This is a genomic window from Streptomyces cinerochromogenes (assembly GCF_014648635.1).
In the GTDB taxonomy this organism is placed as follows: domain Bacteria; phylum Actinomycetota; class Actinomycetes; order Streptomycetales; family Streptomycetaceae; genus Streptomyces; species Streptomyces cinerochromogenes.
The window spans coordinates 1-14,937 of record NZ_BMRM01000018.1; the positions used below are offsets into that span (position 1 = coordinate 1).

The 14,937-nt window shown below is 69.0% G+C and carries 13 protein-coding genes and 1 pseudogene; 5 read left to right on the plus strand and 9 right to left on the minus strand.

Going from position 1 to position 14,937, the window contains the following annotated elements:
- Positions 1 to 608 (plus strand): MFS transporter (locus IEZ20_RS29770; RefSeq protein WP_189304386.1); only part of this gene is annotated, 608 nt, incomplete at its 5' end.
- Between the two features lie 252 nt (positions 609 to 860).
- Positions 861 to 2,231 carry an FG-GAP-like repeat-containing protein gene (locus tag IEZ20_RS29775; RefSeq protein ID WP_229896309.1) on the plus strand — a complete coding sequence of 457 codons (1,371 nt, stop codon included), beginning with the start codon at positions 861 to 863 and terminating at the stop codon, positions 2,229 to 2,231.
- Positions 2,232 to 2,535: 304 nt separating this feature from the next.
- Here IEZ20_RS29775 and IEZ20_RS29780 read toward each other — a convergent pair whose 3' ends face one another.
- On the minus strand, positions 2,536 to 4,941 hold the full coding sequence (locus tag IEZ20_RS29780; RefSeq protein ID WP_229896310.1) for an ADP-ribosyltransferase domain-containing protein: 2,406 nt from the start codon (positions 4,939 to 4,941) through the stop codon (positions 2,536 to 2,538).
- Between the two features lie 313 nt (positions 4,942 to 5,254).
- Between IEZ20_RS29780 and IEZ20_RS29790 the strand changes: the two genes are divergently transcribed.
- Positions 5,255 to 5,938, plus strand: coding sequence for a cysteine hydrolase family protein (locus IEZ20_RS29790; RefSeq protein ID WP_189304390.1), 684 nt, complete (start codon positions 5,255 to 5,257; stop codon positions 5,936 to 5,938).
- A 213-nt stretch (positions 5,939 to 6,151) separates the two neighbouring features.
- Here IEZ20_RS29790 and IEZ20_RS29795 read toward each other — a convergent pair whose 3' ends face one another.
- From IEZ20_RS29795 to IEZ20_RS29815, 5 genes are all read right to left on the minus strand, one after another.
- The gene (locus tag IEZ20_RS29795) at positions 6,152 to 8,347 is read right to left on the minus strand and encodes an MMPL family transporter (RefSeq protein ID WP_229896343.1); all 2,196 of its coding nucleotides are present in this window, start codon (positions 8,345 to 8,347) and stop codon (positions 6,152 to 6,154) included.
- A gap of 203 nt (positions 8,348 to 8,550) precedes the next feature.
- A complete protein-coding gene (locus tag IEZ20_RS29800; RefSeq protein WP_189304394.1) occupies positions 8,551 to 9,306 on the minus strand; it encodes a hypothetical protein in 756 nt (251 codons plus the stop codon).
- A gap of 26 nt (positions 9,307 to 9,332) precedes the next feature.
- Positions 9,333 to 10,058 (minus strand): GNAT family N-acetyltransferase, encoded by a 726-nt coding sequence (locus IEZ20_RS29805; RefSeq protein WP_189304396.1) that lies wholly within the window; start codon positions 10,056 to 10,058, stop codon positions 9,333 to 9,335.
- 102 nt (positions 10,059 to 10,160) lie between these two features.
- The gene (locus tag IEZ20_RS29810; protein ID WP_189304398.1) at positions 10,161 to 10,976 is read right to left on the minus strand and encodes a tryptophan 2,3-dioxygenase; all 816 of its coding nucleotides are present in this window, start codon (positions 10,974 to 10,976) and stop codon (positions 10,161 to 10,163) included.
- Between the two features lie 59 nt (positions 10,977 to 11,035).
- The gene (locus tag IEZ20_RS29815; protein ID WP_189304400.1) at positions 11,036 to 11,815 is read right to left on the minus strand and encodes a DUF6875 domain-containing protein; all 780 of its coding nucleotides are present in this window, start codon (positions 11,813 to 11,815) and stop codon (positions 11,036 to 11,038) included.
- A 608-nt stretch (positions 11,816 to 12,423) separates the two neighbouring features.
- On the opposite strand from IEZ20_RS29815, the gene IEZ20_RS29820 reads away from it, so the two are divergent.
- Complete coding sequence (locus IEZ20_RS29820; protein WP_189304402.1) at positions 12,424 to 12,747, plus strand: hypothetical protein; 324 nt, start codon at positions 12,424 to 12,426, stop codon at positions 12,745 to 12,747.
- Positions 12,748 to 12,929: 182 nt separating this feature from the next.
- Here IEZ20_RS29820 and IEZ20_RS29825 read toward each other — a convergent pair whose 3' ends face one another.
- Positions 12,930 to 13,310, minus strand: coding sequence for a hypothetical protein (locus IEZ20_RS29825; protein WP_189304404.1), 381 nt, complete (start codon positions 13,308 to 13,310; stop codon positions 12,930 to 12,932).
- A gap of 323 nt (positions 13,311 to 13,633) precedes the next feature.
- On the minus strand, positions 13,634 to 14,134 hold the full coding sequence (locus IEZ20_RS29830) for a GNAT family N-acetyltransferase (RefSeq protein WP_189304406.1): 501 nt from the start codon (positions 14,132 to 14,134) through the stop codon (positions 13,634 to 13,636).
- A 24-nt stretch (positions 14,135 to 14,158) separates the two neighbouring features.
- Between IEZ20_RS29830 and IEZ20_RS39925 the strand changes: the two are divergent.
- Positions 14,159 to 14,349, plus strand: a pseudogene (locus tag IEZ20_RS39925) (IS701 family transposase); the annotation flags it as partial.
- 56 nt (positions 14,350 to 14,405) lie between these two features.
- Here the strand turns inward: IEZ20_RS39925 and IEZ20_RS29835 are convergent.
- Positions 14,406 to 14,849 (minus strand): nuclear transport factor 2 family protein, encoded by a 444-nt coding sequence (locus IEZ20_RS29835; RefSeq protein WP_189304408.1) that lies wholly within the window; start codon positions 14,847 to 14,849, stop codon positions 14,406 to 14,408.
- Positions 14,850 to 14,937: the final 88 nt, after the last annotated feature.

Genomic DNA, 14,937 nt, shown 5'->3' on the forward strand with positions numbered 1-14,937 from the left:
CCGCTCTCGCCGCGGGCGGCGTCTTCTGCGCCTTCTCGTACCTGGCCCCGTTGCTCACGGACGTCTCCGGTCTCGACGCGGGCTATGTCTCCGCCGTCCTCGCCCTGTTCGGCATCGGCGCCCTCATCGGTACCTATATCGGTGGCCGGGTCGCCGACGCCCATCTCTTCGGCGTGCTGCTCAGCGGTGTCACCGCCTCCACCGTCTTCCTGGTGGCGCTGGGGCTGCTGGCCTCCAGTCCCGTCGCCACGATCACGCTGACCTTCCTCCTGGGCGTGTCCGCCTTCTACACCGCGCCCGCCCTCAACGCCCGGATGTTCAACGTCGCGGGAGCCGCCCCCACTCTGGCCGGTGCCACCACCACCGCGGCCTTCAACCTGGGCAACACCGGCGGCCCCTGGCTCGGCGGCACCGTCATCGACGCCGGCCTCGGCTACGCCTCCCCGGCCTGGGCCGGTGCCGCCATGACGGTCCTCGCCCTGGCCACGGTCGCCATCGCCCTGCGGCTCACCAGGACGACCTCCCAGGTCGTGGCCCGGTCCTCCGCCTCCGACGCGGAGGAGACCTCGGCGCACACGGCTGACGCGTCCTGCACCGCGTCCCGCTGACCGTCCCGCCGCTGGTGGCGTGCGCCCGCGCCGTCCACTGCGACCCGGCCTGCGTGGAAACCCTCGCTACAGCCGTCCGCTGATCAGCCGGATCAGCCCCGTTCACCGGCAGCACCCGTCCGCTGCGGGTGCTCGCGGGGTTCGGCATACGATGCCTTGATGCGGTGCACGCCCAGTTGCGTCGTGTGGGAGGGGATCATGTTCGTAACGAACAGGCTTGGCAGGCGCGGCTGTTGGCGGTCGGGGGCGCTCGTGGTCGCCGCTGTCATGGGCGCCCCGCTGTTGTCGGCCGCGCCCGCGGCAGCTGTGCACGGGGCGGTGCCCGGTGACTTCAACGGTGATGGCTACCGCGACGCCGTGCTTCCGGCGCCGGGGGCGAACGTCGCCGGCAAGAGGGCGGCGGGTGCCGTGGTCGTGCTCTACGGTTCGAAGTCGGGGCTGTCGACGTCCCGGCGGGCGACCATCACGCAGAACAGCGCCGGCGTGCCGGGCACGGCCGAGACCGACGACGAGTTCGGTGGTGCCACCGCGACGGCCGATCTGAACCGGGACGGTTATGCCGACCTGGTGGTCTCCGCGCCGTTCGAGGACACCGCGCGGGGCAAGGACGCCGGCACGGTGACGGTGCTGTGGGGCGGCAAGAAGGGGTTGACGTCCGGCACCGACCTGCCGGCCGCCACCGCCGGCAGTTACTACGGCCTGGACGTGGCAGCGATCAGCACCGGCCCCGGGGTGAAGACCGAGGTGCTGGTCGCCGGATACCAGGGGTCGATGAGTTTCACGGGGCCCTTCAGCCGCAGCGGCACCTACGGCCGAGCCGTGGAGAACACGGCCACCGCTGCCCTCCAAGGCGTCGCGCTGGGCGATTTCAACCGCGGGGGCTCCCCGGACGAGGTCGTCGTCACCGTCCGGCTGAGCGACCTCAGCGGCGGCGCGGTGTACGTCAATCCCGATCCGGGCGGTGAACAGCAAAGGGGCAACGGCCTGATCGCGGCCACCGGCGACGTCAACGGCGACGGATACACCGATCTGGCCGTAGGGGACCCGGACGAGCCGGACAGGGCCGGAACCGACGGCGTGCTCGGCGGCCGGGTCCTTCTCTGGTACGGCTCGGCGCAAGGCATCGCGCGGGACGCGAAGCCGGTGCAGCTGACCCAGAACACCGCCGGTGTGCCCGGTTCGAGCGAGAAGGAGGACGCGTTCGGTGGTGCCCTGGCGGTGGCCGACCTGAACCGCGACGGGCTGGCGGACATCGTGGTCGGCTCGCCGCGGGAGGACACGGGCAAGAGGAACGCCGGGCAGGTCACGGTCATCCCCGGCCGCCGCACCGGAGCCCTGGGCGGCGGCGCCTACGCCTTCACCCAGGACACCGCTGGTATCCCCGACGCCGGTGAGGCCGAGGACGCATTCGGCACCACCGTGGCCGTCGGCGACATCAACAAGGACGGAAAACCGGAACTCTTCGTCAGCGCCGAGGGGGAGAACAACTACACCGGCGCGGTCTGGGTGCTCCCGGGCGGCACCAGCGGCCCGACCGCGAAGGGCAGCCGCGTGATCACCGCCGGGTCTGTCGGCTTCCCGCAGAGGGACAGCACTCTTCTCGGCGGCTACCGGGTCGGGTGAACGGATCTGTGCTTGCGTCGAAGCGGTGGCGTGGGAACCGCGAGGGCACTCCTTGCACTGCACGCTCATCCGGACCGGCACCGCCTCCTACCGCTTCGAGGCAACACCACCGTCAACCCCGGCGCAGCCAGGGCCACCGCCCTCGCCATCCAGCGCACTGCCGACGGCGGGGCGACTTCGAGTGCTGCCTGGAGGTTGCGCCAGGGACGCGGCGAGACCGGCATGGGACGCTGCCACGTGGTTGCCGGGCGCGAACGTTCGGCAACCACGACCGTGACCGCCGGTGAATGGCCGGCGGGGCGGTTCAGGACACCACGGGAGCCCTGTCCGTGACCTCGCTCAGCCGGACCGTGCACAGCCCGCGGGACTCGCTCTTCACCTCCGTCACCTTGAGCTGGGTACCCGGGGTGAGGATGTACTCCTCCTCGCCGGTGAAGGCGGAGAAGCTCTTGATCCCGACCGCCCGCGCAGGCGTCACTTCGAAGAGGGTCCGCTTGCCGCGACTGCCCAAGAACGCCCTGGCCACATGCAGCTCCGAGGTACACGAGGAGACGCCCCACCAGGTCACCGTCCGGCCCACCGGGTACTGCGCCCGAAGGTCCAGCGACACCCCGCGCCACAACGGCTGCGTGTAGGTCGGCAGCTGCGCGACCGCCGAGAACAGCAGTCGCAGGTACGGCAGGTAGGGGATGACCTTGGTGCGGTCGGGCGAGCGCAGAACGCTGTTGATCTCGCGGTAGAAGGCTGACTCACAGGTGTAGAGGTGGAGCGCGGCGATCGCGTCGGCGGACAGGCCGCCGCCGGCCGCCTGGTCCGCACGCTGCTTGCCGAAGTCGAAGGAGCGCCGAATGTGCCCGGCGAGCCCGGACAGTGCCGCGGAGACCGGGGCGACGGCGTCCTGGAAGTCCATCAGCGGAGTGTCGAAGACACCGGTGATCGTGGGCAGGACCAGGCCCTCGTCCTTGACGCTGGTGAGGCGTTCCAGGTACAGCTGGTGCAGGTTCATGGTCGACTCGATGAAAGCGCCCATGCGCGCCGAGACGCTCCCGCCGTCACCGCCCGCGCCGGCTGCCGGCACGTTCCACCCCTTGCTCGGCAGCCAGTCGATGGGGTCGGCGCCCAGCGAGGTCAGGGCGTCGTTGACCTGGGCGAAGTGGTCGCCCTCGCAGAAGATGTCGCCCTGTGCCGCCGGATTCGCGTGGTCGAGGTGCCGGACCTCTACGTCCGGGTACTTCTGCTGGAGCCGGAGCACGACCCGCTTCAGGCTGCGCGCGTGCGCCCCCCACCACGCGAACACGACCCCGCGGTCCTCCTCGGCCGCGTCCTGCTTGGCTTTGAGGATCTCCTCGACGATCCGTTCGGCGACCGGCCGCCAGAACGCCGTGTGCTGGTCGGTACCCATCGCCCCGTCGCCGCTCGCGGTCAGCGACGCGTTCAGCAGGAGCACGCCCTGTGTCAGCATCGCCTGGAACCACTCCGGCGGCTGGACCGTGTCCCGCTCCTTCAGCAGCGCCCGCACGTCGGCGATCGGGGTCTTCTTCGGGATGCCGTACTTCCACATCGCCGCTGCCTTGATGAGGCACCGGATACTGACGACCCGGCCGAACTGGCTGTCCTTCCAGTCGCTGAACGTGTTGTCGAACATGGCTATGCCGGTGGCGCTCTCCGGCCGCGGATACGGGTTCTGACCGAAGACCACGACCTTCCACTTGTGCGGCGGATTCGGCTTGAGCGCCTGGAACGTCAGCTCGCGGACCGGGACCACCTCGTGGCTGCGGTCCTTCCCGATGAACCGTGCGGCGTCCGGCTGCGCCTCGATGACCGGCTTCAGCAGCGGGAGCCAGGCCTCCCCGCCGCCGGCGAAGAGCTCGGTCAACGCGAGGGGATCGTCCGCATCGGCATGGGGCTGCGGCGGCTGGCCCGGAGCCGGGACGCCGGTCGTCGACCCGGTCATGGCGGAGGCGTTTTCGTTCGTCGTGGCCGCAGGAGAGCAGGCGGCGGCGGAGGGAGCGGGAGCGGCAGTTTCGGGCGCGGGGGCGGCGGGCGTGACGGCCGTCGGCGGCACGATGCGTACCCGGTGGTCGACGGGCGCGTTCTCGATCCCGTGGAGCTGGGAGATGATCGTGGACCGCAGCTCGTCGTCGTCCTCGAACCAGTGGTCGTGGAAGAGCGTGTAGCCGGTCCACATCAGGTTGGCGCACACCCGGGCCGGCACCTGGCCGGTCTGCGCTCCCATCCCGACCAGCGCCACGGACCGGATACTGCCCGGCTTCTTCCGGTTCTGCCGGTGGACGGCCTGGAAGGCGGCCGCGCACGCCAGCGCCACGTTCAGCGTGGCGCTCACGTTCTGCGAGGACCGCACCATCGTCGGCGTCGATATCAGATACCGGGGGACGGTTGCGCCGGACGGGACGCAGACCGCGCTGCCCACCGGCATGGGTCCGGCGAACCGGTCGCGGATCGCCCGCTGGACACGCACCTGGATGCCGGACCCCAGGTACCGCTTGATGACGGCGTCGACTCCGCCGTCCATCCGTCCCCGGGAGTTCGTGGGGGTGACCCAGGCGTCGACGTCCTCGTCGAGGATCGAGCCCTTGCGGATCTCGATACCGGGGGTGTCGGCGAACGCGGCGCGCCACGCCTCCACCACACGCTCGTTGACGTCCGTCAGCACCACCCTGAGCGCGGGCAGAACACTGCTCTCGGTCATCGTCCACTCCTGTCGTGCAACAGTGTTTCCAGGAGCTCGAATGTATCGCCCACCACTGACAACGCAGCTGCGACAAGGGGCCGGTGACCTGCCGTCATGCCGCGCGTGCGTCATCCAAGCGGGCGTCGTCTCGACGACCCGGCGGCCGGCGCGCCGGCATTTCCCCGCGCGCCACGGCTTGTGCCTCAGCGACGTCGCCCCGCTCGGCTGCTGGAACAGCGGCGCCCCACTCAACTCCCTGGTGTCACCCGACACCGGCCCGTGCGGCACCAACCGCAAGGTCAGTACCGACCACGACTGAGGAGGCACCGCCGTGCAGGACATCGAGGCCCGCATCCACACATGGCACATCGAAGAGCGCGAGTACCGGCGCCAGCAGCAGCGCCGCGGACGCCGCTTCGCCTACCCGCGCCTCACACCGGCCCGCACCGCCCTGGTCGTCATCGACATGGTGCCGTTCTTCGTCGACGCCAACCCCTACGCCCGCGACATCGTCCCGAACATCCAACAACTCGCCGACCGGCTGCGGGCGGTCGGCGGGACCGTCGCCTGGGTCCTGCCCGCACGCACAGAACGCACCCCGGTCGGTGACGAGTTCCACGGACCCGAAGCCGCCGAAATGTTCCGCAACTCCGGCGGTACCGGACCCCTACGCGGCCGGCTGTGGCCAGGCTTCACCGCCGACCCGCATGACATCTTCGTGGAGAAGAGCGCACCCAGCGCTTTCTTCCCGGGCCGTTGCCCGCTCCCGGACCTGCTCCAAGAACACGACATCGACACAGTCCTGATCACAGGAACGGTCACCCAGGTGTGCTGCGAATCATCGGCCCGCGACGCATCCACCCTCGGTTACCGGGTGGTCATGGTCGCCGACGCCAACGCGACCGGTCGCGACCAGGACCACAACGCCACACTCGCCACGATCTACCGCTCTTTCGGTGACGTACGCCCCACAGCAGAGATCCTCGACATGATCGACGCGGCACCGGTGCCATGAGAGCCACCCGGTCGACGACCACCAGTTCATCTCGGGTAGGACCGAGTCCCAGAGTCGCACCGTCTTGTCGGCCCCACGGTTGTGGAGTCTCTGCGTGGACACGAACACGTGGTTCGAGGTTGCCTCCCGGTCCGTCCCCGATCCGCCGGACAGGGCCTGGTAGTGCTCCGACAGCCCGGCGAGGGCCGGGGTACGAGCGTCGAATTCCTCTGATCACGGGGCCGGGGTCCCGGTTTCGATCGGGTGCTGGGCTGACACGGGGTGCTTCATCGGCTCGTCCGGGTGCGTGTCCGTGTGGTGGTGGCGGGACAGGCCAGCGGGCGCCCACCAGTTGGCCTTTCCGGTGAGTTGCATGAGGCAGGGGACGAGAATGCCGCGGACGAGGGTTGCGTCGACAAGGACGGCGAGGGCGAGTCCCGAACCGAAGATCTTCAGTGGGGTGACTCCGGAAGTGGCGAGTGCGCCCATCGCCGTCGCCACGATGAGGGCCGCTGCGGTGACCAGACGGCCGGTCCGGGCGATGCCGAAGACGACGGATGACGTGTGCGCACCAGTGCGCAGGTATTCCTCTTTGATACGGGAGAGCAGGAAGACCTCGTAGTCGACGGACAGACCGAAAGCGATGACGATGGTCAGCAGGGGCATGGTGACGTCCAGCTGGCCGGTCACCGTGAAATCGCCGAGCAGCGTCTTGAGGTGACCTTCTTGGAAGACGTACACCATGGCGCCGAGGCTCGCTGTCAGGCTGAGCGCGGCCAGCAGGAGCGCTTTCAACGGGATCAGGATGGAACGGGTGAAAAGGAACAGGAGGATCAGGGTACTCGCCCCGGCAATGGCCGCTGCTGCCGTCAACCGGCCGCCGATGACGTGCACGGTGTCGACGCGTTGGGCGGGCAGACCTCCGACCAGGTGAGGTCCGGGTGCGGGCGCCTCCCTGACCTGCCGCACGAGGTCGTCCATGGCGCCGTTGTCCAGCGACGCGTGGGCGGTGACGGCCAGCCAAGTGGTGCCCGGTGCTGCGAAGCGCCGATGCCGGGCGGTGGGTGCTCCTGCGCGGCCGTGGGACGTGAAGCTGCCCGTGGCGGTTTCCACGCCTGACACGCCGGCGGTGTCGGCGAGGCGTTGGGCGTAGCGGCTGAGTTCAAGGCGGTGGGTCTGGGCGTCGGTGGCGGGAAGCCACACCGTCAGCGTTCGCTCTCGTGGCGCGGGGAACTCCTTGCGGACCCGCTCGCCGATGGAATGCGATTCGAGCTGGGCAGGCAGATCTCGTGCGTCGGGGATGCCGAACTGGACATGGGCGAAGGGGACGGCCAGGGCGAGGAGGACGAGGGTGCAGGTTCCGCCGAGGAGCAAGGGGTGTTTGGTGGATGCTTCGGCGACGGCTCTCCAGGTAGGGCTGTCTGCCCTTCCCCGGCCCTGCGCGGCGTCCGTGGTTCTCCGGAGCCGCAGGCGCTCCAGGACAGGAGGGGAGGAACCCGCGTTGCCGATGCGCTCACCGAGCAGCGTCAGCAGAGCGGGCATCACGGTCACCGTGGCGAGCGCGGTGAGGGCGACGACGGACAGCCCCGCCCATGCCATGGAGTGCAGGAACGGCAGGGGAAACACGAAGAGGGCGCACAAGGCCAGGGCCACGGTCAGCGCTGAGAAGAGCACACTGCGTCCAGCTGTGCGCATGGTCCTGCTGACGGCCGCGGCGACGGTCGCTCCCTGGGCGTGTTCCTCGCGGAAGCGGGTGACGACCAGCAGGGCGTAGTCGACCGCGAGCCCGAATCCCAGCGCGGCGGTGATGTTGGTTGCGAAGACGGACACCGTCATGACGCGTGTCAGCACACCGAGGAGGGCCGTGGACAAGGTCACGGTGAAGACACCGATCACTGCCGGCAGCAGTGCCGCGGTGGGCGAGCCGAAGGCCAGCAGCAGGATGAGGATGGTCAACGGTGCGGCGACCAGCTCCGCTCGGAGCAGGTCCTTACGGCACTGTTCAGTCGCCTGCACGGCCATCCAGGCAGGGCCGGCAGCAGAAACACGCGCGGTCGTCGTGCTCTTCGCGACCTGCGGAACGATACGGGCGGCGGTTGCCGCCGCCTGCGTGTCGGTCCCGGACAAGTCAACGGCGACCAACGCGGCGCGGCCGTCTTCGGCACGCAGCTCCCGCGCGCCGGTGCTCCAGTACGAGTGAACACGCGCGACACCGGTCTCGGTGGAAAGACGCTGCGTCAGCTGCCGACCCAGAGCGCGCATGTGCGGGGAGTCGACGTCGCCTGGAAGGTAGAAGAGCAGATCGGTCTGAGGTACCTCGAAGTCCCGCGCCAAGGCCTGCTCCACCCGTGCGGATTCCGTACCTGAGGGCGTGAACCCGCCGGCGGACAGCCCGGTGGATGCCATCGCCCCGGCGGCGGCGAACAGCACGGCGAACAAGGCTGCCCCTCCCAGCATCCGCCACGGCTTCTTCTGCGCCGGGCTGACGGTGGAGGCCTTCCGGGGAAGCTGCTCGCTGCTCTGTGCCGGCGGTGGAGCGCTGTGAGGTGGCAACGGGGAACCTTGTCGTCGTAGAGGGGGGCGGGACGGAGGAGGGAGCGCAGCGTGCACCGAACTGCGCGGCGTGATGCGGGTCAGCTGTTCCGTGTGCAGACCAGAACGCCGCGCTGTCTGGGATGGATGCTGTAGCTGATGTCCCGCGTCGTGGTGGCCACACCCCGGTCGGCGAGTCGGCTGCGCAGCGCGTCGAGGGTGGAGCAGGGGGCACCGAGGGGATCTTCCAGCGGGCCGATCAGTACGTCACCGGCGGTGACGCGCACGAGCTCCAGGATGGCTTCTTCCTGGTCTGCCGCGTGCGGGAACGTGAAGAGCAGGAAGCCGCACAGCGAGAGGCGGAACTGCCGGTCAGCGAAGGGCAACCGGGGAAGCGCCGCCGGCACGTAGTGGCGTTCCGGCCCGGCGTGGTCCGCGGCGTAGTCCCGCAGGAACGCCTCGGCCGCCCCTTGCCACCGTACGAGGTGCTCCTCCGGCGAGCCGGCCCAGGAGAAGTCGAGCTGGTCGGCGATCGCGAGTCCGAAGGCGGCGCTGGCCGCGAGGTGGCCACGCACCAGTGGTTCGATGATGTGCGGAGCCAGGAGGTAGACCGGATCGGCGGAGATGACCTGCGCCCCCAGTGCCCGGCTCTCCGCCGCGAATGACGACGCACCACCAGGGCAGTCGAGGACGGGACCGCTCAGCAGGTCCTCATCGGTCAGTCCGAACACCATGCGGTACTCGTCCAGGGTGCGCGAGGTGAGTTGCACACGGCCTTCGACGACCGCCTGCGCCGCGGCGGCCACCTGGTCCGTAGTGGGGGAACCGCCGGGGGAAGGCGTTGACTCAACGGGCACGTCGTGAGTAGAGGTCACGGGGGGTCCTAACTGATCGGGGGCCCTTCGGGAAGCCGGGCAAGAGTGGTCGGAAGCTCACCGACGGAGGCCAGGTGCCATCCGCCAGTCGAGAACATGGCCTTCGTGCGGACCGCCGCTTCCTCCAGGCGTCCGCCGATGAGCAGGCCCAGACCGTCGGACCCGGGCAGGACCATGGGTTCGGACAGCTGCCGGGCTCCCAGCCAGCCGGCCAGGCGCACCAGGGCCGGACGTGTGATCGCCGCGAATTCAGCGACACCCCAGGCGGTGGAAGTCCAGGTGGCAGCCGCATGCATGATCACGGCGAGGACTTCCAAGGAGCGCGCTTCGGGGGAGACGACCAGGCGCTCCCCGAAGACGAAGCCATCGGGATCCGCGGGCAGCGCTGCCCGCAGCTCGGCCGTCAGGTAGGGGCACCAGCCGTCGGTTTCCCGCTGGCGCCGCACCAAGCGGACGGTGCCGACCGGCACATCATCCGTGCGGCACAGCAACACGAGCGCTTCCTCGTCATCGCTCTCCCAGTCGGGTGCCGGCAGCGGGAACCCGTATTCACGGCGCAGAGAGGCGACCTCATCACGCTGAGGTCCCTCCTCCGGTGCAACGGTGACGGCTTCGATGGTGAACGTGCGCCCGTGATGGGTGGCTTCCAGCCTCGGCTTCGGCATGCCGGTGATAGAGGTGCCGGTGATAGAGGTGCCAGTGATAGGGGCGCCAGTGATGGGGGATGCGGTCATTTCCTGCCTACGGTCGATTGATGAATGCGGCCCAGGCAGCATCTGCTCCCCGGACACCGCTTCTGTTCCCGAAGAGTTGGCCTGAGGCAAGCCCGACGGCCGTCACAGCAGGCCCCGGGAGCTCCACAGCTCGGGGAAGATCCGGTACTCGGCGGCACGGCGCAGCCACTGCACCCCCGTGGTTCCGCCCGTTCCGGCTTTGGTGCCGATGATCCGCTCCACAGTGAGCAGATGCAGGGAGCGCCAGCGGCCGAAGCCCTCCGCGACACCGATCAGTGCCTCCGACAGTTCGAACATGTCGTCACCGGGGCCGCCTCGGTACTGATCTGCCCACGCACGTTCCACGGCCTCGTGCGGCACGTAGGGCTCGCTGACATCCCTCACGAGGACGGCGTCCGGGATGACCGACCCGCGGCGTGCCAGCAGGTGCAGCGCCGCGTCATAGACACTCGGCGCCCGGAGTGCTTCCTGGACCTGGACATGAACGTGCGGGACCCGACGGTGTGGACGGGCCATCGCGGCGTTCTTGTTGCCCAGGACGTACTCGAGCATCCGGTACATGTACGACTGGAAACCCGAGGCCCGACCCAACTGCTCGCGGAACGCGTTGAACTCCGTGGGCGCCAGTGTCCCCAGTACATCCCACGTGCGGGTAAGCAATTCGATCACCCGCCGCGCACGCCGCAGCGTCCAAACGGCTTGCGCCACATCGTCGTCGTCGAGCCGCGCGCGCACGGCGCACAGCTCTCCGTAGAGCAACTTGAAGAGGAGTTCTTTCACCTGGCCGAGGACATAGAACGTCGGTTCGGCCGGTGCCTCGGACAAGGGGTGCTGCAACGACAGGAGAACATCGATGCTCTGGTAGTCGATGTAAGGGGTACTCGGGCCGGGAAAGTCGAGGTACGGCTCATCGTCCATGACGTCGGGCGCTCGCCGCCCATCAGCTGCGCCGCCGGCAGGGCATGATTCCACTGTGCTCACATCCCGCCCCTGGAATCCGTGCGGTACCGGGAGACCGGGAGCGTCATCTGTGCGAGGGGTCGATCGAGGCCGTGCAGGCGTCGCTCATCCGAAGACCGCGCGCTGGTGGGCGGCTCGTGGGCGGACATCAGGGCTGCCTTGTGTCTTACGGCCTTGGCTCCGGCTTCCGCGGCATTGCGCGCCGTGTCGGCACCGAACCGGGCGCGTGCCCGAGCGAAGTGCTCAACGAACAAGGGATCAGGGACCGAGCCCCTGTCATACCGGCCGCCGTAACGCTGGTCGTACGCGGTGAAGGATGTGCTGTCCCCGTCCAGGAAGAGCACATCGTGAACCGCCATGTGCCGCAACGCCAGCATCGGCACGGGTGACCGCGACACCCGGAAGGAGGGATTGCGAGCCGCTCTTTCCTCACACTGCGCGTGGAACTGGCCCAGCATCAGCCCCTTGGCCACCAACTCCGGTTTCACCTGCCGATGGGCCTCGTCAGTGACACCCAGCCTGTCCGTTGGCAGACCATCGAGCACCACGACCAACGCGTGCAGCGTTCGGTTCCGGCTCACCCATTGAGCGCTCTCGAACACCGCGACCATGTCCCTGACCAGCGACACCAACCCCGCCACACCGATCTGCGCGTTCACCGGCCACTGCTCCAGCCGGAGAGTTCCCGCACGAAGCGCCGGTGCGACAAAAGGACATACCGCGCCCGGCCGTCCGACCCGGGCATCAACGCTGCACAGATAGCCGGTCAGCCAAGCCCGCGCGGCTTCCATGTCCATCGCAACCAAGACCTGCCTCGCATCCCTTCGCCCGCTCCGCCGACCTCGCGCTCGACAAGCCCGACCGCTCGGTTGGCGGCTCAGACAGCCCAGCACCTTGATTGACCACCGCGGCACAGGCACAGCCGAACGATCACTCGAACGCGTGGCGCGGCCACGCCCGTGCAGGCCATCGGCCCGCGCGGGACTCTTGGGGATGATCGACGCGGCGATCTGTGACGGCGACATCGTGTCGTGACCGTACGACGGCGGAGCAGTGCCGGCCACGGCGACATCGTCGCCGCGCTCGTGGAGGATGAGGCCACCATCAAGGCGCGGCGCGCCGGCGGGACGGGCGGGTGCGCTCATGCCCCGCGCCCCGGCCGATGAGCCGACCCCCGGCGACCAGGCGCGGATCCTCGGCAAGGCCGTCGGAGTCTTGCGCCTGCTCCTGCTCTGGCTCGCGCGTGACCGCCCCGGTGATGGTCTTCGCCGAGCTCGTCGGGTGCGCTCGGGTCTCGTGCCGTAAGCGCGCCCCGTTCCATCGCCCTCGCCGGGTACTGGAGCACTTCGAACGCGGACAGCTCGTCGAGCGTCCCGTCACCGCCGCGGCGTAGGCTCGGCGCACCATGGCTGACCACCACACCTATGGCACCAGCACCCACACCGCGAGCGAGCTGGTCCGGCTCGTCAGCGACCGCCTCGGGCTGGTCTTCATCGAGCGCGACAGCGACTACCGGGGCGTCCACCACCTCGCCGGCACCTCCAACAAGCAGATCGAGATCCAGCCCAACCCGATCCCCGGCGACGACGAGGAAGACGACCTCTACGCCCCGGAACACCCGTCGGCCCGGGTGCTGTTGCTCACGATCACACCGGCCCCGGACCCTGCCCTGCAGTCCCGCCTGGACTCCATTGAAGGACTCATCCACCTGGGCCACGAGACCCTGTAAGCCATCACCGCACACAGCCTACGGGCGCCGACGGGCCGGGCGAGCGGGCCGGCGCTGGAGACCAGGTGGAGGGCGCGTACCACCCGGGCAGTCCACAGCGGCCGCCCTCACCCTGCCGCGCGGTGTCACTCGAGGCCCGGCTGAGCATGAGGATTCCGCCACCTCGTCCCGGGAGGTGGCACTCAAGGGCACGGGCGCGCCGTACGTTCCAACGCTTTGCGGGCGGCGAGGTAGCCCGCGATCTTGAACGCCCTTTCGTGCGAGCCGAAGGCATCGGCGCGGGCGCGCCGCAGCACCACCCGAGTGGCGATCACGACTCCGTGCTCGGGCAGGCTCAGCTGCTCCTCGATCCCCACGGCGGCAGCCTCGAAGAAGCGCGACAGGGCCTCGGCCGGTTCGTAGTCCACCGTGAGCCCTTCAGCCACCTCGAAGACGAAGCCCTCGGCCGCGGGCTCGAAATCCACCTCTATCTCCGCGAAATGCGGCGCGCAGTTCTGCTTCTGATGCAGCACCCGTACGCCACGGATCGGGTACGGCGGGAAGCGGGGCAGCGCTGATGTCATGCCGGAACGCTACCCCTGCCTGAACATTGACCGCATCGTCACCATCCCAGGCGCCGACCCTGCACGGGTTACCACGCTCCTGGCCGGCGCCCGCAGCCCGCCGCCCGCAGCATCCGACATCCGGCCGACCCCGAATCCGCACCCCACGCCCCCACAAGCCGCCCGCGCTGCCTGCCGCCACGCATGACGGCACTCCACAGTTGCGAACCCCAGCCGTGGCGCGGATGCCTCCGCTTCAGCATGCCTGGTCTGCGCCCCGACCAACCGAGCAAGAGCTGTGGAGAGGCCTCATACAAGGAAAACCTGGCCGACGGTACTGCCTCCTACGGCAGGCAACGCGTGAGCCACACCAGTTCCCCACTGTCTTCGGTGGAGACGTGGTCTCGCTGGAACCCAAGCTTTTCAAGAACGCGAAACGATGGCGCGTTCCAGGGACGCACCGTCGACCAGAGCCGTTTACGCCCCGTTGCGATCGCCGCGTCGAGCACCGCGGATCCCGCCTCGGTGGCATAACCCTGTCCGTGCACGCGCCGGAACAGCTCGAAGGCCATCTCCGGCTCGTCGACAGAAGCCCGGCCGACAGTGAGCCCGCAATACCCGATGAAGTCACCCACATCGCGACGGATGACGGGCAGCAGAGCAATCCCTGTCCGTGCCGACGCAGCGCGCTGATCCTCGATCATCCGCCGGTTGTCCTCGATCGACGGCATACCACCGCCGCGTTCGGCGACGAGCGCGCGATGGGCGTCGATGTCGGACTCGGTCCACTGCCGCAACATCAGTCGGACGGTGCCGAGTTGGAGGGGCATCGGCGCATGCGGCATGGCAACACTCTATCGATGCCGCGCCCCGAGCCGGACGACTTGGATCACGTGAGATGGACAGTCACCTGCAACGAGATCGCACGTCTGTTGATCACGCTCATCGCCCAGTGCGTCCACGACACGGCCCACCGGCTCGCTGGCCCCACTGGCGACGCCGCCACCAGGCCCGATCCCGAGCAAGCCACTACCAGTGCCAGGCTGCCGCCCTGACGTGATCAGCGGACTACATGCGCTGTGTTCGGCGGAGCCTGACGTGTCGTCATGTACCGAATCAGCCTTGCTGGTCCAGCGCGGCGAGCAACTGGCTCGCGCGTCCGTCCGCCGCGGCGAAGGCGAGGTGGTCGTGGTAGTCGCGCGTCTCGACGATCAGGCCGTCCCTCACGTGGAGGACCTGGATGTTGGCGGTGCGGAAGGTGCGGCCGGTGGCGGGGTACAGGCCCTCGTAGTCGAACTCGGCGATCACCACTTCGGGGTCGCCGGTCTCGTGGATGCGGATGTTCTCGGTACGCAGGCGAACCGCGTCAGAGGCCTCCAGGGCCTCGAAGCGCTTACGGAGCTCCGCCCGGCCGTGGATGCGGCGTGGAGGAACGGGCGAGAAGACGATCTCCACCTCGGTGTCCTCCGCGTAGAGCTCGGGCAGTTCGCTCCACTTGCCCGCCGAGATGAGACCCGCCAACTGCCCGAAGATCTCGCGGGGCGTAGCTGGTGCAGACATGGCTGACCTCCGTGATCCCGCCACCTACAATCGGATAGGCGACTCCGGTTCCGACGATACGGATAGATGACTCCGTTTGTCCAGGCAT

Bases quoted from the DNA above. Each gene is read 5' to 3' on its own strand.
- IEZ20_RS29780 (WP_229896310.1), bottom strand. From the start codon at position 4,941: ATGACCGAGAGCAGTGTTCTGCCCGCGCTCAGGGTGGTGCTGACGGAC.
- IEZ20_RS29805 (WP_189304396.1), bottom strand. From the start codon at position 10,058: ATGACCGCATCCCCCATCACTGGCGCCCCTATCACTGGCACCTCTATC.
- IEZ20_RS29810 (WP_189304398.1), bottom strand. From the start codon at position 10,976: ATGGACGATGAGCCGTACCTCGACTTTCCCGGCCCGAGTACCCCTTAC.
- IEZ20_RS29815 (WP_189304400.1), bottom strand. From the start codon at position 11,815: ATGGACATGGAAGCCGCGCGGGCTTGGCTGACCGGCTATCTGTGCAGC.
- IEZ20_RS29820 (WP_189304402.1), top strand. From the start codon at position 12,424: ATGGCTGACCACCACACCTATGGCACCAGCACCCACACCGCGAGCGAG.
- IEZ20_RS29825 (WP_189304404.1), bottom strand. From the start codon at position 13,310: ATGACATCAGCGCTGCCCCGCTTCCCGCCGTACCCGATCCGTGGCGTA.
- IEZ20_RS29830 (WP_189304406.1), bottom strand. From the start codon at position 14,134: ATGCCGCATGCGCCGATGCCCCTCCAACTCGGCACCGTCCGACTGATG.
- IEZ20_RS29835 (WP_189304408.1), bottom strand. From the start codon at position 14,849: ATGTCTGCACCAGCTACGCCCCGCGAGATCTTCGGGCAGTTGGCGGGT.